The organism is Butyricimonas faecalis (assembly GCF_003991565.1).
Taxonomy (GTDB): domain Bacteria; phylum Bacteroidota; class Bacteroidia; order Bacteroidales; family Marinifilaceae; genus Butyricimonas; species Butyricimonas faecalis.
On sequence record NZ_CP032819.1, the window covers coordinates 4,040,545 to 4,061,581 of the forward strand.

Below are 21,037 nucleotides of genomic sequence, written 5' to 3' on the forward strand. Positions count from 1 at the left end.
GAAAATGAGAACAAAATATATTATAATGCTTTTGTTGTTGGTGGCTGGAAGTTCTGTATGTGCACAACAAAAGGCTAATTTTAAGCTTGCAGATCGTTTCTCAAGTCGAAACTTCCGGTCGGCAGATAGAAATAGTATGAGTATATATCCCATGTATATCAATGATGGGGAATGTTTTTGGTACTCTTTCACGACGGAGGATGGGAAGCGTTATTACCACGTAAATCCGGAGAAGAAGGAAAAACGTTTGTTGTTTAACCCGGAGAAGTTGTTCGGGTTCTTGAATAAGGAAACGCACGAGGTGTGTGATGCGAAAGATTTTACGTTTCAAGGGTTAGAGTTTGATAAAAAAGGTTCTTCTTTCACTTTTGATTACGCGAAGCACAAGTATCGCTATGATATGAAAACGGAGGAAGTGACAAAACTGGATACGGTTATTAACAAGGGATTTGGAGAATCATGGAAAAAGTATTCACCGGATAGTACTTATATTTTATTCGCTCAATGTCATAACCTCTATGTGATGGGAAATAAGGATAAAGGGAAGGATACGACGAAAGTGCAGTTGACGAGTGACGGCGAGAAATATTTCTCTTATTTCAAGGAGGAAGAAGAGGTGGGTACGGATACATTTCCTGCGGCTCCTGTTGCCGTGTGGATGAAAGATTCCAAGAAAGTGTATGCTTTGCGCGAGGATACCCGGCATGTGGATGAATTGTTTTTGGTGGACGTGATGGAAACTCCCCGTCCTAAAGTGAAAACGTACAAGTATTCCATGGCGGGCGATCAGAAATTGGAAAAATACGTGTTGACGGTTATCGATGTGGAAACCAAAGAGGTGAAAACGATTGATACCGATCATTGGCAAGATCAGTATGTAGATGTGCTTTATACCTCCAAGGACGGTAATAAGATTTATTTCGACCGGAAGACCCGGGCTTTTGATGAACAAGAGGTTTGCGTTGCCGATCTCACGACGGGGGAAGTGAAAACTTTAATCCACGAAATAGATAAACCTTTCATGGATTACAAAATGGCGAATATTATGTTCTTGAACGACGGGAAGGATATTATTTATCGTTCCGAGCGCACAGGTTGGGGACATTATTATCTCTATGACAATGAAGGCAACTTTAAAAATGCCATTACTTCCGGGGAATGGGTGGCCGGTCCTTGTTCAGATATCGATACCGTGGGGCGTACACTTTATTTCTATGCTTTGGGGAAAGATAAAAATATTGACCCGTATTATTATATCCCGTGTAAGGTGAATATCGACAAGCCGGAGAGTCTGACTCAATTGACCTTTGATAACACGAATCATCAAGTGCATTTCTCGAAATCTTTTAAATATTTCGTGGATACCTATGAGCGAGTGGATATGGTTCCCCGTATTGTGTTGAGGAACCGAAAAGGAAAGGAAATCATGGAATTGGAAAAACCTGATATTCGCCGGGCTTTGGAGATGGGATGGAAGGCTCCGGAACGGTTTAAAGTAAAGGCTGCGGACGGAATGACAGACTTATACGGGGTGATGTGGAAACCGTTTGATTTCGATTCGACAAAGGTTTACCCGATTATTTCTTCCGTGTATCCCGGTCCTTTCTACGAGTATGTGCCAACACAATTCCGGTTGATTCATGACGACAATACCCGTTTGGCTCAATCAGGTTTTATCGTGATTGCCGTGGGGCATCGTGGGGGTACACCTATGCGGGGAAAATTCTATCATACTTACAGTCATGGAAGGTTGCGGGATTACCCGTTAGCGGATGACAAGTATGCGATAGAGCAATTGGCAGACCGTTATCCTTTTATTGATGCGACGAAAGTCGGTATCTATGGCCATTCCGGTGGTGGATTCATGTCTACTGCAGCTATTTGTACTTATTCGGATTTCTATAAGGCGGCAGTATCTTCTGCGGGAAATCATGATAATACAATCTATAATCACTGGTGGGGGGAAACTCACAACGGGGTGAAAGAAGAAAAGAAAGTGATCAAGGATAGCGTGAACGGAGATCGGACGGAATCGATGTTTAAATTCAAGGTGGGTACGAATATGGAACTGGCGAAACGGTATAAAGGTGGGTTGTTGTTGATTCACGGCTGGATGGATGACAACGTGCATCCGGCTCACTCGTTGCGTATGGTTGATGCGTTGATTAAGGCGGACAAGAATTTTGATATGATCATTTTACCAAGATCGAATCATGGTTTCAGTGGGGCAGAGAATACATTTTATGAGCATAAGATGTGGTTCCATTTTGCCCGTATCCTGCTGGGGGATAATACAGGGGATTATTATTATGAGGTTGAACAATACAAGAATGCTGATAGATGATAAAGAGTTTTTTGTTTGTTTTGTTTTTAGTTGTTACCGCTGGAGTGTTCGGGCAGCAAAAAGCGAATTATGAGCTTGCCGAGCGCTTCCGGCGCATAACACAAGTGCCTTTGACGAAGAATAGCTTGGAAGTACATCCTCGTTATATTAACAATACGGATTGTTTTTGGTATTCATTTCGCACGAGTGAAGGGAAAAACTATTATTTGGTAGACCCCGCTAAAAAGGCAAAACGTCTGCTTTTTGATAATGCCGAATTGTTGATGAAGATCAGTGAGATCACGAGAAAGGGATACAATCACAAAGATTTGGAATTGGATATTACTTTTGATCCGGATGGAGAAACAATTCGTTTTTGGTTTGACCGGAATGATTTTACCTATAATATCAATACGAAAGAGTTGAAGTTGGCGGAAAAACAAAAGGGACAAACTAATTATGATCCTTATTGGATGTATTATTGTCAGGATAGTTCTTACATGCTGTTTGCTAAACGCAATAATCTTTATGTCGTGGGGAACCCGAATAAAGGGAAGGACACGACGGAAGTGCAATTGACTGCTGACGGGGAGCGTTATTTCACGTTCAACCGGGAGGATGAAGGCGAATTGGATGAACGCATGGGATGTTCTGCCAAATGGTTTAAGACGGGACACAAGTTTTACGCTATTCGGGATGATTCCCGTAAGGTGGAGGATTTGTGGTTGATTGATGCGCTAGCTACTCCCCGTCCTCGCTTGAAGACGTATAAGGCTGAGTTGGCGGGTGATAAGAACGTGATTCAGTTTGAGTTGTTGATAGGTGATGCGGATACCCGTGAGGTAAAAAAAATCAATATTGGTCGTTGGAAAGATCAATATGTAGATGTTTTGTATGCCAGTAATGATGCAAAACGACTTTATATTCAACGTTACAAGAGAACGTGGGATGAATGTGAGATTTGTGTAGTCGATACGGAAACGGGAGAGGTGAACGTGTTGATACATGAAGTTGACAAGCCGTATCTGGATTATCAAATGCGAGCCATCCATTTCTTGAATGACGGGAACGAGATTCTCTTCCGCTCGGAACGTAGTGGATGGGGACATTACTATCTGTATGATAAAGATGGTAATTTGAAAAATCAAGTGACATCTGGAGCATGGGTGGCCGGACCGATTATGAAGGTTGATACCGCCCGTCGACAGATTTATTTTATAGGTTTGGGAAAAGAGAAAGAGATTGATCCTTACTATTATGTCCTTTATCGTGCCGATCTGGATAAAACCAATGCAATATCATTATTGACCCCGGAGAATGCTTCTCATAACGTGGACATATTCCCGTCGAGCAAGTATTTCGTGGACAGTTATTCACGGGTAGATATGGAACCCGTCAATGTGGTACGAGACCGGAAAGGCAAAGTGATTGTTGAGTTAGACAAGGCGGATTTGGAAAGCCTTTATGCTTTTGGTTGGAAAAAGCCCGAACGTTTTAAAGTGAAAGCGGCAGATGGGGTGACGGATATTTATGGCGTGATGTGGAAACCGGCGGATTTCGATTCCACGAAGACCTATCCGATAATTTCATCCGTTTACCCGGGGCCTTTTTTTGAATACGTGCAAACCCGTTTTACGGTAAACGATGATTTGAATACCCGTTTGGCTCAGGTCGGTTTTATCGTTGTGTCCATGGGGCACCGGGGCGGAACACCTATGCGAGGGAAATATTATCATACTTACGGGTATGGTAATCAACGGGATTATCCTTTGGCTGACGATAAATATGCCATTGAGCAATTAGCACAACGTTATCCTTTTATTAATGCCAAGAAAGTGGGAATATTCGGTCATTCCGGTGGTGGTTTTATGTCCACGGCGGCATTATTGACCTATCCGGATTTTTACAGTGCGGCGGTATCTTCTGCGGGAAATCATGATAATAATATTTACAACAAGGGATTTGTTGAAATTCACTATGGCGTGAAGGAGAAAACGCGAGTGGTAAAAGACAGCACGGGAAACGAGCGGGAAGAAATCATGTTTGAAACCCGGAGTAAAACGAACCAGGAGCTGGCGAAGAATTACAAGGGGGGCCTGTTGATCGTGACCGGGGATATGGATCGTACGGTGCATCCGTCACATACCCTGCGAGTGGTCGATGCCTTGATTAAAGAGGGGAAGAACTTTGATATGCTCGTGTTGCCCGGTAATTCTCACGGATTCTCCGGGGCTGCGGAAGAGTTCTTTGAACGCAAGTTGTGGTTTCATTTTGCAAAGTATTTATTAGGGGATTCCTCTGCTGATTTCCAAGGAGATATTAATTATTTTCAGAAACGTTAGTTTATGATGAGAAAGTATATTATGTTGTGTTGCCTGTTGTCGGTTTGGTTTACGGACAGTATGGCACAAAAGCGACCTCTGGATATGGAGGCCTATAAATTGTGGCGTAGGGTTGAAGCGCAGCAAATGTCGAATGATGGAAAGTGGGTTACGTATCGTTTCGTTTATATTGATAACGACGGACATGATAAAGATACTCCCATTACTTATTTGTATAACACGGAAACCGGGAAAACGTACGAATTGGAAAATGTGAATCAAGTCTATTTCTTTAATGGGGGAAAAGGGTTAAAGTATGTTGTTTCTCCTTCTCCGCGAGATACTTCCGGGGTGGTAAAAGACTCAGTCTTTTTGATGACCTTGAAGAATATGAAAAAGCGGTTATGGGATAGACCGTATAATTGTAACGAGTCATTTGATTCTCCTATCATAACTTACACTTATCCGATAGGGAAAACCGAGAAGGGAAAAGATATCAAGCGTCTGGTCATCTGGAACTATGAAACGGGAGATTCTACCGTTATGGATAGTTTGGATTATCATATATTACTTGATAATAATAAGACAATTATTTACACGAAAGAGAGTAATGGATATAAGTCTCTTTACGTTGGTCCGGTAAAAGGAAGGAAACGCATGATTTACGGGGAGCCGAAGGCTCGATTGATAAATTTCTCTTTAAATCGGGATAATTCTCAGGGAGTGTTTACTGTGGCTTCGGATACTTCTCATTTAAATGATCCCGATTTGTTGTATTCCTTTGATATGAAGGGAGGAAAGCCTACATTGATTATGGATACGAAAGAGATTCATTTGGAAGGGGATTATAGAGTAAGAGGTGGATTGGCTCAGCCTTTTAATAAGGGGAAGTATATCATGGTAAGTGTCACGCCTAAAGTGCCCACTCCTCGCCGTCAGAAAATAGAGCCCGATAAAAGTTTTGAACTGGAGCTGTGGAAATGGGATGACGAAATATCACAAAGTAGGCAGAGATCCGAGCGAGTTTCTCGACCGGGAGAGCCTCGATATGTTTATCATGTGGATTCGAAAAAATGTGTGTTGGTGGCACCTTCTCACATGAATAATATATATAGTCCGACCTGTGATGAGTATAATTATGTGATTATTGCAGACGAAACTCCTTATCGTAAATTGACGGACTGGAGGGATGGGAATGCGGCCGATTATTACCTTGTTCATCTTGAAACGGGAGAACGGAAATTAGTGTTTTCCGATTTACGTGATCGTCCGGTATGGAGTCCGAATGGGAAGTACGCCTTGTTTTATCATGGGAAGAAAAAAGCGTGGTACAAGTTGAACCCGGTTACCGGTGAATTGACAGACATCTCTGCTGCTATCGGTTTTCCGGTGTATAACGAGGAACATGATTTACCGAAACCTGCCAATTCGTATGGTATTGCCGGATGGATGGCAGGAGGAGACGAGGTGGTGTTGTATGACAAATATGATATGTGGGTGATTGATTTAACCGGTAGAAAAACACCATATTCTTTGACGAACGGTTGGGGAAGAGAGAACAACACGGTTTTGCGGATATTGAAATCGGATTATGATTCAAAGAGAATTGATCCGAAGCGAAATATGTTGTTAGAGACGGTAAACACCGAGACTTTGGATCAGGGGGTATACGAATGGTCCCCTTCCCAGAAGCTACGAAAATTAATGGAGGGGCCTTACGCGTTAAACTTTAGGGCCGTGTCTCAGGATAAAAAATATTGTATGTTTATTCGGCAGAGTTATTCCGAATTCCGGGATATTTGGTGGAGTAAAACTGATTTTGTTAACCCGGTCAAGATAACGGAAGCAAATCCGCAACAGAAAGATTATCGTTGGGGATCCGTGAAATTGGTTGAGTGGGTGAATTATGAGGGAAAAAGGAATCGGGGATTATTGTATTTGCCGGACGATTATGATTCGTCAAAGACATATCCGGTGATAGTAAACTTTTATGAAACCCACACGGGGGAATTGCATATTAGTCCACTTCCGACCTTAAGTAGTGCCATGATTAATACGGTGACTTACGTGAGTAACGGGTATGTGGTATTTATGCCTGATGTACATTTTACTATCGGGGCTCCGGGAGAAAGTTGTTATAATGCTGTTGTCAGTGGAACACAAATGTTGATAGACAAAGGTATTGCCGATAAGAATCGAATTGGAATACAAGGGCATAGTTGGTCCGGTTATCAGGTTGCCTATTTGGTTACCCGTACGAATATGTTCCGTTGTGCCAATCCGGGAGCGGCCGTATCCAGCATGGTGTCGGCGTACACGGGTATTCGCACGGGAAGCGGGATGCCTCGTATGTTTATGTACGAAGAGACGCAGAGCCGGATGGGTAAAACGCTTTGGGATGATCCCGAGATGTATATCAAGAATTCACCCATTTTTTATGCCGATAAAATTCAGACCCCATTATTGATATTTCATTGTGATGGAGATGAGGCTGTACCCTATTCCGAGGGATTAAATCTTTTTTTAGCCATGCGTCGATTGCATAAACCGGCTTGGCTGCTAAATTATAAGGGAGATAAGCATTTCCTCTATAATAAAGCGGCAGAGATTGACTGGACGATTCGTTTGCAGCAATTTTTTGATTATTATCTGAAAGATGCTCCCATGCCCCGTTGGATGAAAGAAGGTATAAATGTAAATGAACGTGGGGTTGATCAGAAATATGATTTGGTGAAATAGGAATATGATTTGGATGTATATAATTTTTAAATATTGAGTATGAAAAAGTTTTTGTGTTTTAGTTTGATTTTATTGGCTTTTGCTTGTGCAAGTGATCCTCAAAAAGAAATGGAGAAAACAATCGTTGGGGAATGGTGTAATCCTTACACGTATCAATCCACGGGAGAATTGAAAGGATTTCATTTCAAGAAAGGGGGAGATTGTGAAGCGATTAATATCCCATCTTTAGAATTGAAATCTTGGGAAATTAAAGACGGGTACCTGATCGTGAAAGGACAGGAAGTTGCAGAGGATGGTACGAAAGAGGTTTACGAGACGAAGGAAAGAATCGGTTTATTAACTCGGGATTCATTGAGTCTTGTTGTCCAGGAAGCTAATCCTCGGCTTGCTTTTTTGTATATAAATGCGAAAAAGCTTAAAAAATAGGTGGCGATAACGGGTTTGGCTGATTGAAGAATGATTTGAAAAGATAGATATGTATCGTGTTATAATTATTGCCAGTGTTGTTCTGACGCTGTTTCCAGTGGTCGGCTATACGCAAAAAAAGGAGTTGGACGAGGAAGCTTATCGCTCGTGGCGACGGGTTGATGATTATCAGTTGTCAGATCATGGAGGGTGGATAAAATATCGATACATATTCTATGATAATGATTCGGCTAATGCCTTTGCTCGTAATACGTATTATTTTTATGAAATGAAAACCGGGAGAACTCGTATCTTAAGGGATATTGATTCTCCCGTGTTTTTTGCAAAAGGCGATTGGATCGCTTTTTGTAAGGTAAAGAAGGAGGGAGGTGGTGATGGGGAACGAGTTGCTTATCGGTTAAAAGATGGATACGAGATTGCAATACCGGCAGACGCCGAGTTGAATGATTCATATCCGCAGATTGCTTATCAACGGGAGGATCGATTGATTGTCTTGAATGTGATGAGGCGGGATAGTGTGGTGCTACACGGTGTGTTCCAATATTATTTGTACGGGAAAAAGTGGAACGTGATTTACACGAGTAAGGAGGAGCAAGGCCATGTGTTGCGCAATAGGATTGTGGAGAATGGGGTTGAGGATGTGATTTACGTGGATAAAACCAAAAGCTTGGAGAGTTTTTATTTTTACGAAAGAGTGGGTGAAGGGAGTTTTTTTGTTGGTGCGGATATAAATTGTAAGGAAAAGTTAGACTATTATTATTTTTCTCTGGCAGATAAGAAGGCGAGCAAAGTATTATCAGCGGAGCAAATGGAGCAATTTCATATAGATCGGTATTCCATGCGATTACTTGATGGCGAGAAGCAATTGTTGTATCGCCAGCAAGAAGGAAAGGTCGTAAGATCTGACGTGCAAGATGAAAAGGATGAAAGTTTTCAATTGGAGCTTTGGAGTTGGAATGATCTTGTGATCCCTTCGGAACAGGCTAAAAGCGGTCTTCGTCGATCCCGGTATTCACCGATTTTGTATTTGCTTGATCTGGATAGTAAGGAATGCCATAAAATGTGTGGGGAAAATCACTCCGAATTATATATAGCAGAAGGGGAGCATCCTGTTTTCGCGTACGAGAAAGATGAGCGTCCTTATTCGCGTCAGCGGGATTGGATGCATGATCAACGTTTTGATCTTTACTTGGTGGATTTAAGAAACGGGAAACACGAATTGTTGGAAAAAGAATTGACCCAAGCGGTTCATTGGAGTCCGAAAGGAGATTATTTGCTCTATTTTGATAATAAAAGTCATTCATGGGTAATCGTGAATCCTCGTTCAATGGAAAGAAATGTGTTAAGTGATATCATCCCGTATCCTTTGTATGATGAATGGTATGATCGCCCCAATCCTCCTGCTCCTTATGGTGTGGCAGGTTGGACTCGGGATGGTAGGAATGCGATAATTTATGATCGTTTTGATATTTGGGTGATTAATTTAAGTGAGGTAGAAAAGTCGTATTGCTGGACAAAAAACAAAGGACGGGAAAATAATACGGTATTGCGTTTGGTCGATCCCGGGAGGAATGGGGTTCGGATCGATTTGATACAAGATCAGCAGGTCGTGACGTTTGATAGGAAGAGTAAAAGTACGGGATTGAGCAAATTGTCTTCTCAAGGGAGGTTAACGCCATTAGTTCAAGAGAATGTTGCTTTCTCCGTCCTGCAAAAAACAAAAGACGGGCGAGTAATGCTTTGCATGAAACAGAGTTATCAAGAAGATCGGAATCTATGGGTATGCAATGGACAAGGGCGCAATATGAAAAAAATCACAGAGGTGAACCCTCAACAAAAGCAATATAGTTGGGGAACAGCCCAAGTGGTGGAGTGGACGAATGATAAGGGTGAGAATAACCAGGGTGTACTTTATTTGCCGGAAAACTATGATAAGAATAAAAGTTATCCGACAATAGTTTCTTTTTATGAAACGCATTCATCGGATTTGCATGTGCATCCGGTTCCGGGACTGAGTCAGGCTATGATCGATATTCCGACCTACGTTAGTAAAGGGTATATTGTTTTTCAACCGGATGTTTATATTGAAATTGGAAAACCGGGAGAAAGCGCTTATCATGCCGTGGTTAGTGGAGTCCGGTCGCTAATTGACAGGGGAATTGCCGATTCTTCTAGGATCGGATTACAAGGACATAGTTGGTCCGGTTTCTTGGCGGCTTATCTGGTTACTCGAACGGATATTTTTAAATGTGTGAATATCGGAGCGGCCACCGTAAATTTGACATCTGTCTACACGGCAATTCGGGAGGGAAGCGGACAACCGAATATGTTTATGTTTGAAGATTGGCAGTGTCGTATGGGGGCAACCTTGTGGGATGATTTGGATGGTTATATTGCTAATTCGCCTTTGTTATTTGCCGATAGAATACACACTCCGGCATTGATATTTCATTGTGATCAAGATGAGGCTGTCTCGTTTTATGATGGACGTAATCTTTTTTTAGCCTTAAGGCGGTTGCAACGGCCGGTTTGGATGTTGAATTATATGGGACAAGGACATTTTTTGACCTCCCGTCCGGCTCAGGTTGATTGGACTATTCGTTTGCAGCAGTTCTTTGACCACTATCTAAAGAGTGCTCCGATGCCCCGTTGGATGAAAGAGGGAATTAATATTAATGAGAGAGGGGTGGATCAGAAGTATGATTTGGTAGAATAGGGGGGTGATTTTTAACGTGAGTGCTATATCGTACAAAAGAAAGTAACTAAAAACGGTACACTTAAATCTACCAGCATTCCGTGAACAATGGATATAATTACAAACTCCTTCCCACAAAACTTCGTGATAATAGGGAGTGTGGTATCGGCAGTCGTTGCTCCTCCCACGGATATCGGGGCAAGTTTTCCGAAATAACGCACGAGCAAAGGAGCTGCCAGTAGGGCGATCAATTCTCGTAGAATGTTGGAAACGAGGGCGATTGTACCGAGTTCTGCTCCTTTGTACTGAGTGATGAAAATGGTTGAGAGAGAATAATATCCGAATCCGGAACCTACGGCGAGGCAGTCGGTTAGACTTTTGCCGCTTAAGGCAAGACTGATTAAAGCGGAGCCGGCTAGAGTTCCAATGATTGTTGCCAATGGAACCAAGATAATTTTGAAGTTTTGATGTTTTAAGGCTTCCAATGCTTTTTTATCGCTTCCGATGCTGATGCCGACAAAAAACATGAGAGCATATAAGGCATAAAGGGTAGGGGCTTCGGCGGTTAACAGAGAAGGAACATGCACGAATCTGCCTATTAGGACGCCTGCAATAAAGAAAGAGACAATGATGATACTACCTTTCATGGATGCAATTATTTCGTGGACATGAAGAAAAAACGATATACTCCCCAAGCGCACAACACGCTTCCCGCGATGGCAGCTAGAGTAATAAGTAGAGCTTCTAATCCGATAGAGTCTAGATGATTCATTACCTCCCCGTTAGCTCCAACCGTGATGCCTAGAAGAAAGAGGAGGAGAAATATGGCATAATTGATGAGTTTTTGCACGAATTTCAAATTTTTCTCTTTAAAAGCATATCCTAAAATGACGCCACAAACCATCAAGCTAATAACTGTAATCATAATTTCTTAGATTTCATATTACAAAACTACAATTTCTTTTGCAGAATTGCTATATTTATAAATTCATACTTAAAAATGTAACATGGATGAAATGTGTTACGTTAATGTTATCGTATTTAAATCTTTAAAATGTTGTTATGAAAAAAGTAATTTCGTCTATAATCGCCCCCAACCAGAAATTCTTGAGCCTGGGCTTGTTGATTTTACGTGTATTGGTTGGAATAACTATGTTGACGCATGGTTTAGCCAAATTGACATCGTTCTCCGAACTGTCTGCCACCTTCCCGGATCCTATCGGTTTAGGGAGTACTTTGTCGTTGATTTTGATTATTGGAGCCGAAGTCGGATGTTCCTTATTCGTTATCGTGGGAGCTTTTACACGATTAGCAGTAATCCCGTTGGTGTTTTCTATGCTGGTGGTTATATTTGTTGTGCATGCCAATGATCCATTTCAGATGAAGGAATTACCTTTCCTGTATTTAGGTATTTATATTTTGCTATTTTTTACGGGAGCCGGGAGAATATCTCTTGACACGATCATTTCTAAAAAGATAGATGTCGGTATTCAAAAATAAGGAGAAAGGCAGGAATCCTAAGGGATTGCCTGCTCTTTTCCATCCAGAATGGGAATCACGTTTTCGTCCTCTTCTAATACGGTCGCTGCTAATAGCCAATATATTAATAGAATGATGGCGATAATAATTCCGACAATAGTCCAAGGATTCGTTTTTTTCTTTTTCATGCTTGCTAATGTTATAAATGTTTTGTTAAGCATGAACGTAAATCAATGTATTTTGTTTGTTTTTTTTGAGAATATTCTGGGGTACGTGAGCCCTGTTTGTACCATAAACATGCTATAAACAAAAATCAGTCACCTTGTAAGTAACTGATTTTCTGAGGTCGGTAGCAGATTTGAACTGCTGTACGCGGTTTTGCAGACCGCTGCCTAACCGCTCGGCCAACCGACCCTTTTGCGATTTTGCGTGGCAAAGATAAGGCAATATTTTGGATTTTGCAATACCTTGCTATAATTTATTTGGATAAAGTAACGCTCGTGGCTGCAATCTTTCCTCCCAATGGCGGGTTTAGTTTTGAAACCTTGATAGTTACATGAGAAATTTGCGGAAAGGCGTTATAAAGGGCGTTAATCATTCTTTGGGCCACATGCTCCAACAAATGTGAGGTAATCATCATTTCTTTGGCTATCACCTCGTATGCGGTAAGATAATTCAACGCATCTTCGATGTTGTCTGTTTGGGCCGCTTTGGTGCAATCTGTTTCGATACGGGCATAAACCATGAATTTGTTCCCCACGACACGTTCTGTTTCATAACATCCGTGGAAAGCAAAAAATTCCATTCCTTCAATTTCGATGATTCCATTCATAATTGTTAATTTTTGTTTCTGTAAAAATAATAGTATCTTTCGTCTTTAAATGCAAAAGAGCCGACGGGAAATGTCGACTCTTAAGATTACATTACTAACTACTAACCTAAACCATACAAACTTATGAAAAATCTTCAATCTCTTAAAGACGCTGCAAAGATAAAGCGTCTATTATAACTAGACTAATTTTAATTGTTAATAAAAGCTATTTAATGAGTTAATATTGTTTAATGTTTTGTGTCGATAAAGCCATATTTTGAGTAATTGTAAGTGTATGTCATTGTAATTGGGTAATTAATAGGTTTTATCGTGTATAGCTCGTGTGAATGCAGGTGTATTTTTGTTAATTTCTTATTAGTAAATGACCTATAAAATGAATTTTATTTGTAAGTTTAACAAGTGGTTTTAGATGAATAAATTAATATGATGAATTGGATAAAAGTAGCAGATATTCAGCGTCTTATTGAACAGGCGGGAAAGCTGATAAAAGAGGTGTATGACAAGAGAAATTTTAACGTGGAGCTAAAAGGAGATCATACACCGGTGACGGAAGCGGATAAAATGTCGAGTGAGTATATTACAAGTGCTTTGAAAAAGTTGTATCCGGACATTCCGGTGATTAGTGAAGAGTCGTCGTTGCCGGCTTATGAAGAACGCGAGAAATGGACATACGCTTGGATTATTGATCCGCTGGACGGTACGAAGGAATTTATATATCGGAATGGGCGTTTTTGCATCAACATTGCCCTTCTGGAAAAGGGGAAACCTGTATTCGGGATGATTAATAACGTGTGTGATGGTGAGATATTATGGGCTTTTGCTAGCGGGGAGAAGGGAATGGTAAAAAATGGGAGGGAAGAAATTTTCCCGAATGACGAGGAGAAAAGCTCAAAGTTGAGGGTAGCTGTCAGTTGTTTTCATGTAACGGAATGGGAACTACGATATGTCGATTACCTGAAATCTTTGGGGCATGAGGTGGAACTCGTCCCGTTAGGAGCGTCATCAAAGCATTGTATGCTTGCTAAAGGGGAGGTAGATATATGTCCTAAGTTCGGGAAATGCTCGGAATGGGATGTAGCGGCAGGACAAGTGCTAGTGGAAGCCGCGGGAGGTTACGTGGTAAACGCGGAGACAGGAGGAGAGGTCTGTTATAATAAAGAGGATATGATAAGTCCTCCTTTTGTCATGTTTGGCAAGCGTGTTTATGATGAAATTAAAAAAGGGAATAAGACTTTTTTAGATTTCAAAGCAAAAAGTGTAGTAAAAAATGATTATCTTGGGGCTCGAAGAAATGAAATAAAAAAACAAGATATAATGGAAAAACAATACGCTAAAGAATTAGTAGAGTTTATACACGAGAGTCCGACAAACTTTCATGCTGTGGCAAATGCCAAAAAGGAATTACTAGGTAATGGTTATAAACAACTTTTCTCGGGAGAAGCATGGCAAATAGAAAAAGGAGGTAAGTATTTCGTGACGAAAAATCACTCTTCGCTTTTTGCTTTCGAGATTGGCAGTGGAGAGATCGCTGAAGAAGGGTTCAAGATTATTTGTGCCCATAGTGATTCCCCAACGTTTAAAATTAAACCGAATGCTGCCATGCCTGTTGCCGGGAAATATTTGAAATTGAACACGGAAGTGTATGGAGGGCCGATTATGTACACGTGGTTCGACAGACCATTGTCCATGGCTGGGCGGGTGATGTTGCGTAGCTTGAACCCGTTGAAACCTGCAACCCAGTTTGTGAATTTCAAGCGTCCGTTGATGGTTATTCCTCACATTGCCATCCATTTCAACCGTGCCGTGAATGACCAAGGTAACCCGTTGAGCAAGCAGAAAGATATGCTTCCCGTGATTGCCATGATAAACGAAACTTTCGAAAAAGATAATTATCTGGTAAAACTTATTGCCGAAGAGATGGGTGTAAGTCAGGACGACATACTTGATTTTGACTTGACTCTATATGAATACGAGAAAGGCTGTTTGTTCGGGGCGAACGAGGAGTTCATATCAAGCGGTAAGCTGGATGATTTAGCCATGGCTCATGCCGGGTTAAAAGCATTCGTGGCTTCAGAGAAATGTCGTAAGACGAAAGTGCTTGCTATTTTTGATAACGAGGAAGTGGGAAGTGGAACGAAACAAGGTGCTGGATCTCCGGTTTTGAGAACGATAATTGAGCGTATCGTTTTCGGATTGGGAGGAAAGCCGGAAGATTTATATCGTGCAATTCATAATTCCTTCATGATCTCTGCAGATATGGCTCATGCGCTTCACCCGAATTACGTGGAAAAACATGATCCCACGAATCATCCTGTGATAAACGGTGGTCCCGTGATTAAAATTAACGCGAACCAGAAATATATCACGGACGGGGATTCTGCTGCCGTCTTCAAGACGATCTGTAAGATGGCTGGGGTGCCTTGTCAAGAATTTGTAAACCATTCGGACATGGCCGGAGGTTCAACGTTGGGAAATATATTATTATCGCAAATGGAAATGCGTGGAGTGGATATCGGTAATCCTATGTGGGCAATGCATTCCGTTCGGGAAACGGGCGGGGTATTGGATCATGCTTACGTGATAAAAGCTTTCACTACGTTTTATAATATTTAAAATTGTTGTTATTTGGAGGAAAGGTCGGGCTGTTGTCAGTCCGGCTTTTTTGCTTAAAAACAGATGAAAATGAAATTTACATTATTGTTTTTTTTATCATTAATATCTTTTTCACTAGGTACTACGCAAATATCTAAAGTAAAAAATAAAAAAGTCAAACTGCAATTAAATAATAAGGTTTTTGAACTTTACGTACCTAAAGGGTACATATTGTCAATTAATACGACAATAGAAAATGTTGAATATTTGTTTAGGTAACTATATACAAGTTTACACCAACTTGTAATTTATAAAGGGATAGAATAAAACTATCCCTTTTATAATTGTGTAACTGTCAGATTAAGTCTTGACTAATTCAAATTATTTATCCCTTAAATCAACATCTTGTTTCATAAATTGGAAAAATCCCTTTAATACAATTAAAGCAAGCCCTATTACAGTTGCTGTTGTAGTTCCCAATATTGCTATTAAAACTGAATCATGTAAACTATAACACGCTCTGTTGTTCATTAATATTATAATAACACAAGTTATCCAACCAAAAATCAACAATTGGGTTGAACAAGCTAATATGATTCTTACAATTGTATCAAATCTATAACGACTTTTTAACAGTTGATGAACTTCCTCTTCCCATGTTTTTTTCAATGTTTGTTCGGGAAGAGCATCTTTATCTGATGAATTCTTTCGATGATTAGTACGTTCGATGGTCTTGAAAAGTTCATCTAAATTCAAATTTGCATCAATATCACTGTTCATCATCGTTAAGTTTTACAAATGAAAAGAAATAGTTGAAAATATCTTCGTCATCTAATTTTGTATTCCATTTTCCTCCACTATTTTGAACTGCTATATCCCATGGGCTATCTTTTTGATGTGACCATTCAGACAATTGTCCTGCTGATAATTTTCCAAATTTTTGAACAACTTGGTCAATTATACTCGTAATAAATGAGCATCTATTTTTAATTTCATTATATGCTTCTTCCGTTATGTCATCTGATAACTTTATTTTTTTGTGTACCCGTGGAAAAACAGGACCATAAGGCCATGCGCTTGGATGTTCTGTGGTTAATCTTTCTTTATGAATAACAAGTATTGTACCATATATAATATACATCAATTTTTGTATTTGAGTCATGTTTACACTCAAATTATGCTGTTTAGCAGAATATCTTATTGCCTTGGCTATGTCAATACTATCAAAGTTTAATTCGGTAAAGTTTGTTGCCATATCTGCTTAATTTTTTATGCTATAAATATATGAAAAATATGCCTAATGCCAAAAATTAGGACTATTTTTCTTTCTTGTTTGGATTATAATTCAACGCTTGAATTATGAGTTTATCAAACGAACCTAATTCTCTTTCTTCCGATGGCAAATCATCCTCTCCATTTTCTTGCAAAACATGGTCAAGCAAAAAGGGAAAACTACGCATCACTATTTGATTGAGTATCGTTTTGTTTACGTTTCGAAGAACGTGAGATAGTAAACAACCGCTTGCTTCTTTACCCGTGAGTGTTTCCACTTTCACGATGCTTGCATCACAACCTTTCCGGTAAAACTGGATAATAGCTTCATCCAGTAAATATTCCCCTGTATCCAGTAAATAAACCCGTATGTCTTTAGCTCCTAGCTGGACTTTCCCCACTTTAACTATCTTGTTAGCCATGTATCAATTGTTTATAAGTCAATCTATGCCCTCCAATCTTTTGCAAAAATAAGAAAAATCTTTCGCTTTCACTCTCGAAATCACGAGTATTGTACCTGAACGCAAATTCGTCCACGTACTTCTGTAAATGTTTCTTGGAAGTGAAGTGATAGATACCGATAATTCCTCTTTTCAGTAAAGACCAGAATCCTTCTATCGTGTTCGTGTAAACGTTACCGTTCACGAACTCTTTTTCGTTGTGTCTCACGAACAAATGGTTATATATCTTGTTCACTTGCTTGTAACCTAACCATTCATCCGTGTAAACCGTTGCGGTTTCTTTCACGATTTTCACGACTTCTGGCGTGATATGTTGAGAAGAAGTACTTTCAACTTGCTTTGCAACAACCTTGCCAGCTTCCCTTTCAATCATACCTAAAACAGGGGTTTTCTCTTTAGTGCTTCTACCTTGCGTTCCATCGACTTTTTTTGAAGCGTGTTTATTCTTTTCCTTCCCACCGATATAAGTTTCATCAATTTCCACCGTACCTTCAAATTCCGAGTTATTCTCGATGCCAAAACAATTTCTAATTCTTTGAAGCATGAACCAAGCAGTCTTTTGCGTCACGTCAATATCTTTCGATAACTGTAACGATGAAATACCTTTCTTGTGAGAAGTAGCAATCCAGATAGCCATAAACCACTTTTGTAGTTCAATTTTGGTGTTATCAAACAAGGTGTTAGTTTTGACGTTGAAGTACTTTCCCGTGTTTTTGCATTTATAATTGTGTCCCTTGCACTTGTACACTTTAGAGTTCGGGTCAAACGGGGAAACCACGTTCCCGTTCCATCTTGCCTCTTCCAGATAAGAGAAACATTCCTCGTCAGAAGGAAATGCCTTTAGTAACTCGAATAGCGATTTAAATGCAAACCCCATCATAATGTCTATCGTTTTAAAGATTACAGTACAAAGATAAGAAATATATTACACCAAACAAAATATTAGTGTAATATATTTCTAAAATCTTTTCACAATGAACCATTATGAACTTGTTTCCTTTTGAGTAAAATCTCTACCTTTGAGAACTTTACAAACTTTTTAAAAAGAAAGATTATGAAACTGCATCAGAAAGAGATTTTTAAGCAATACATTAAACCTAAAAGTAGCTTAACTCCATCCCATGAAACTAATTTTGTGGATATTAGACATATAACTATATCATTAAAACATGATATGCCTATCCAGTATTTAAGTAGTGAGACTAAAAACGAATTATACTTTGTGGATGTCAATTTTGACCCTCAAAGTAAGAATAACATTTTGACAGTCTTTTCTAACAAAGAAGTTGCAGAAAAATATTATAGGGAACTCAAAAATGAAATTGAAAAAATCACGCAAAAATATTCTTTATCTGAGTAATCTTTTAGCTTCTTCTTCGGTTAAATTGTGCTTTTTGACATACTCATCAAATAACGGAAAGAAAATGGAATCAAAATCATATTTTGATGTAATAAACGGATGATAATCAGAAAAAAATATTCGTCTAACAGCATTGTCGTATGCTCCATGCTGTGATTTTCTTAACGCTTCATTGATATGAAACTTGTAAATATCAACATTTTGTTGACGTTCATCATATGTTTCTTCGGTATTTTTTATCTCTTGTTTCATGTCTCAAGTAATTTTATTACTCATAATATAATAAACTCTTAAAGCATTTTCAATAGATAACTAGGCGTATCTGAAAAAATACACCTAGTTATTTTCATCTACTATCCGTGTCTAGAGGAAATTCCACAAGAGTAATCAGAAGATTTTCCACATCCCGGGATAGCCTTCACGCTTGATGACATCTCGATTGAAAGAGTTATTTTCATAATCGTATAACTTTTCTTGTTACAAGGTTAGTTCAGGACAACCTATTTATCCTTGCATCCCTGTTATTCCCAATGCTTCTCTCTATAATTTTCTCCCACTTCTTTCTTGAAAGAAACAGGCGTGTTTATTACTATTTGCCCCAGTTTATCATGAATAGATGAACCATTTAACGGGTCTTGTCCGTTCTTTAGCTTACAAGCTAGATTATACCTAACTTCTGCCATGAAACAATTAACCGATGAAGCCTTGTACGGGGTCCCGTGTTCCACGTAAGCGTTACCGATACAGAGAAAACAGAATGCACATTTGTCATGCTTGCCACATTCATCTATATCCTTGACTTTTAAAGATTGCCATCGTTTTAAAGTCTGACTCGTGTTTAGTATCTCTTCAACTGTTTTTTCATTCAAGTTACCCAGTGAAGCCGGAAAAGCGCAACATGGAGTCAGATTTCCTTCCGGCGTGATGTTGAACGTGCCAGAAGCTGCCAGACATGGAGAGGCCTCCATATCCCTGTCTCTCGCACCGTAATTGGGTAACTCTTTTCCGACATACATGGAAATATTTTTGTCAAGTAAAACGATTTCTAGCACTTCAGGTGGAAGACGAAGGTTATTAACTACAGAAGTATCCCCGTCAACACCGTTACTTAAATTAACTTCGTATTGAAGTACCGCCCCGTGTTCTTTTGCGAGAGATTCAACGGTTTGGTATGATTTCACGTTCGTTTTAAAAATAACACACTTAAACGCCATCGGAATCCCGTAACGCCCTATGTCCTTAACGGTTTGTAATGTTCTTTTCAAAGAACCATTAACTCGTGTTATCTTGTCATGCACCATCTCGTCAGCACTATATATAGATATACCAACAAGGCGAGGATAAAGAGAGCGTAACCTATCCACGCTATGCGTGATTGATAATCCGTTCGTGTATATATCAAACACGATATTCTTGTTATACAAATAGTCCAAAATCTCCCATACTTCAGGTTTGGAAAACGGGTCTCCTCCCGTCAAACATACACGATACAACCCTAGTGAATATAGTTCATCAATTATTCTTTTGTAATCATTTAACGTTAGTTCTTTCCGGTTTCGTTTACTTGTTTCATCAGATTCACGTGCTGCACCATCGTTAAAACAATGTATGCATTTTGCGCTACAATTATAGGTTAGTTCAAACATAACACTTGTCACGTGTTTCCCGTCGTTCAACGCTTCAGAATAAGCTTGTTCAGCTGAGGTAGTTTCGTAAACAAGAGTTTCTTTCTCTCCTTGCTGGGTCCAACGAGTTTGTCCTTTCACGTACTCACCTTGTTTAACTTGTAAAATTCTCACCTCTTCTTCTGATAGCACCGAAAAGGAAATCAATCCTACTTCGTGAAGCGTTTCGGCAAACTCATGAATGGAAGATACGTGTATACCAGTTTCTAGTGCTAATTTTTCTATATCTATACATTCGTTTCTTTTTAGAGCTAAAATACTTCCTATAACATGAGCGGAATGACTTTTAAAGAAAAAAGATTCTCCACGAATCAAATTGTACGCAATTGCGACACTTTTCTCTGGAGAGTATCTACCGCTAACCCATAGAGGTCTATAAATCTGTTGTACGTTCATGTCAAGTTCAACTTATGTACTATATCACCTCTATAGATACCCTGATTCAAGGAGATTATTCACGTAAAAAAAAGCGTGGGTACTTTTTGTTTATCTTGTCCGAGGTACGACCAAGCACCCATTACCGAATAAACAGTCATCCCACGCTCGACCGGTTGTATATGTAAGAAACAATACAAGGCAAGCATGAGCGTTTGTTAGCTGTTTCATCCTCGGTAATAAAAATTGGTCGTTTTCGAACAAAGGATAAAGCAAAAACGCTTCATTAATCAACATGTCCTGTCAGGAAACATTACTTCCTAACATTGGCGCAAAGATATAAAGGTTTTCTGAAACATCAAACGCTCTGTGGGATGACTTTTATTATTCATAATGGTTCATAAATTGAAAAAAAGTGCTATTTATTTCTATTTTCTATTGAAAAGAAAAGTTTTAATCAATAATTTTTAGAAAAAT

The 21,037-nt window shown here is 39.6% G+C and carries 18 protein-coding genes and 1 tRNA gene; 8 read left to right on the top strand and 11 right to left on the bottom strand.

What is annotated here, in order from left to right; genetic code table 11:
- Window positions 1-4: 4 nt before the first annotated feature.
- From D8S85_RS17345 to D8S85_RS17365, 5 genes are read left to right on the top strand one after another with little or no spacing between them, the layout of a single operon-like run.
- Window positions 5-2,344 (top strand): S9 family peptidase, encoded by a 2,340-nt coding sequence (locus tag D8S85_RS17345; protein ID WP_127075432.1) that lies wholly within the window; start codon window positions 5-7, stop codon window positions 2,342-2,344.
- Window positions 2,341-4,665, top strand: a complete 2,325-nt coding sequence (locus D8S85_RS17350) for a S9 family peptidase (RefSeq protein WP_106481557.1) — start codon at window positions 2,341-2,343, stop codon at window positions 4,663-4,665. Before D8S85_RS17345 ends, D8S85_RS17350 begins: the two co-directional genes overlap by 4 nt.
- A 3-nt stretch (window positions 4,666-4,668) precedes the next feature.
- Window positions 4,669-7,383 (top strand): S9 family peptidase, encoded by a 2,715-nt coding sequence (locus tag D8S85_RS17355; RefSeq protein WP_106481558.1) that lies wholly within the window; start codon window positions 4,669-4,671, stop codon window positions 7,381-7,383.
- 39 nt (window positions 7,384-7,422) lie between these two features.
- Window positions 7,423-7,809: a lipocalin family protein gene (locus D8S85_RS17360; protein ID WP_106481559.1), complete on the top strand. Its 387-nt coding sequence runs from the start codon at window positions 7,423-7,425 to the stop codon at window positions 7,807-7,809.
- Window positions 7,810-7,858: 49 nt separating this feature from the next.
- Complete coding sequence (locus tag D8S85_RS17365) at window positions 7,859-10,525, top strand: S9 family peptidase (protein WP_127075434.1); 2,667 nt, start codon at window positions 7,859-7,861, stop codon at window positions 10,523-10,525.
- 23 nt (window positions 10,526-10,548) lie between these two features.
- On the opposite strand, the gene D8S85_RS17370 is transcribed toward D8S85_RS17365, so the two are convergent.
- Together D8S85_RS17370 and D8S85_RS17375 are read right to left on the bottom strand one after the other, a co-directional pair.
- Window positions 10,549-11,151 (bottom strand): lysine exporter LysO family protein, encoded by a 603-nt coding sequence (locus D8S85_RS17370; RefSeq protein WP_106481561.1) that lies wholly within the window; start codon window positions 11,149-11,151, stop codon window positions 10,549-10,551.
- 8 nt (window positions 11,152-11,159) lie between these two features.
- Window positions 11,160-11,429, bottom strand: a complete 270-nt coding sequence (locus D8S85_RS17375) for a LysO family transporter (RefSeq protein WP_106481562.1) — start codon at window positions 11,427-11,429, stop codon at window positions 11,160-11,162.
- Between the two features lie 137 nt (window positions 11,430-11,566).
- On the opposite strand from D8S85_RS17375, the gene D8S85_RS17380 reads away from it, so the two are divergent.
- Window positions 11,567-12,004, top strand: a complete 438-nt coding sequence (locus D8S85_RS17380; RefSeq protein WP_106481563.1) for a DoxX family protein — start codon at window positions 11,567-11,569, stop codon at window positions 12,002-12,004.
- A gap of 17 nt (window positions 12,005-12,021) precedes the next feature.
- On the opposite strand, the gene D8S85_RS21595 is transcribed toward D8S85_RS17380, so the two are convergent.
- From D8S85_RS21595 to folB, 3 genes are all read right to left on the bottom strand, one after another.
- Window positions 12,022-12,171 (bottom strand): hypothetical protein, encoded by a 150-nt coding sequence (locus tag D8S85_RS21595; protein WP_172726534.1) that lies wholly within the window; start codon window positions 12,169-12,171, stop codon window positions 12,022-12,024.
- Window positions 12,172-12,326: 155 nt separating this feature from the next.
- Window positions 12,327-12,397, bottom strand: a tRNA-Cys gene (locus D8S85_RS17385).
- A gap of 64 nt (window positions 12,398-12,461) precedes the next feature.
- Window positions 12,462-12,815 (bottom strand): dihydroneopterin aldolase, encoded by a 354-nt coding sequence (folB, locus tag D8S85_RS17390; RefSeq protein ID WP_106481565.1) that lies wholly within the window; start codon window positions 12,813-12,815, stop codon window positions 12,462-12,464.
- A 423-nt stretch (window positions 12,816-13,238) separates the two neighbouring features.
- Here folB and D8S85_RS22165 point away from each other — a divergent pair, with 423 nt between their 5' ends.
- Entirely contained in the window at window positions 13,239-15,428 is a 2,190-nt protein-coding gene (locus D8S85_RS22165; RefSeq protein ID WP_106481566.1) for a M18 family aminopeptidase, read from the top strand.
- 360 nt (window positions 15,429-15,788) lie between these two features.
- On the opposite strand, the gene D8S85_RS17400 is transcribed toward D8S85_RS22165, so the two are convergent.
- From D8S85_RS17400 to D8S85_RS17415, 4 genes are all read right to left on the bottom strand, one after another.
- Window positions 15,789-16,190 carry a hypothetical protein gene (locus D8S85_RS17400; RefSeq protein ID WP_127075436.1) on the bottom strand — a complete coding sequence of 134 codons (402 nt, stop codon included), beginning with the start codon at window positions 16,188-16,190 and terminating at the stop codon, window positions 15,789-15,791.
- Entirely contained in the window at window positions 16,177-16,662 is a 486-nt protein-coding gene (locus D8S85_RS17405) for a Panacea domain-containing protein (protein ID WP_106481569.1), read from the bottom strand. Before D8S85_RS17405 ends, D8S85_RS17400 begins: the two co-directional genes overlap by 14 nt.
- A gap of 61 nt (window positions 16,663-16,723) precedes the next feature.
- Window positions 16,724-17,101, bottom strand: a complete 378-nt coding sequence (locus D8S85_RS17410; RefSeq protein ID WP_106481570.1) for a hypothetical protein — start codon at window positions 17,099-17,101, stop codon at window positions 16,724-16,726.
- Window positions 17,094-18,020: an IS1595 family transposase gene (locus D8S85_RS17415; RefSeq protein ID WP_205702813.1), complete on the bottom strand. Its 927-nt coding sequence runs from the start codon at window positions 18,018-18,020 to the stop codon at window positions 17,094-17,096. The genes D8S85_RS17410 and D8S85_RS17415 overlap by 8 nt, the downstream gene beginning before the upstream one ends.
- Window positions 18,021-18,194: 174 nt before the next feature.
- Here D8S85_RS17415 and D8S85_RS17420 point away from each other — a divergent pair, with 174 nt between their 5' ends.
- Complete coding sequence (locus D8S85_RS17420) at window positions 18,195-18,500, top strand: hypothetical protein (RefSeq protein WP_106481571.1); 306 nt, start codon at window positions 18,195-18,197, stop codon at window positions 18,498-18,500.
- Here D8S85_RS17420 and D8S85_RS17425 read toward each other — a convergent pair.
- On the bottom strand, window positions 18,489-18,752 hold the full coding sequence (locus tag D8S85_RS17425; protein WP_106481572.1) for a hypothetical protein: 264 nt from the start codon (window positions 18,750-18,752) through the stop codon (window positions 18,489-18,491). The genes D8S85_RS17420 and D8S85_RS17425 overlap by 12 nt on opposite strands.
- A 269-nt stretch (window positions 18,753-19,021) precedes the next feature.
- Window positions 19,022-20,581 carry a radical SAM protein gene (locus D8S85_RS17430; RefSeq protein ID WP_106481573.1) on the bottom strand — a complete coding sequence of 520 codons (1,560 nt, stop codon included), beginning with the start codon at window positions 20,579-20,581 and terminating at the stop codon, window positions 19,022-19,024.
- Window positions 20,582-21,037 lie beyond the last annotated feature (456 nt).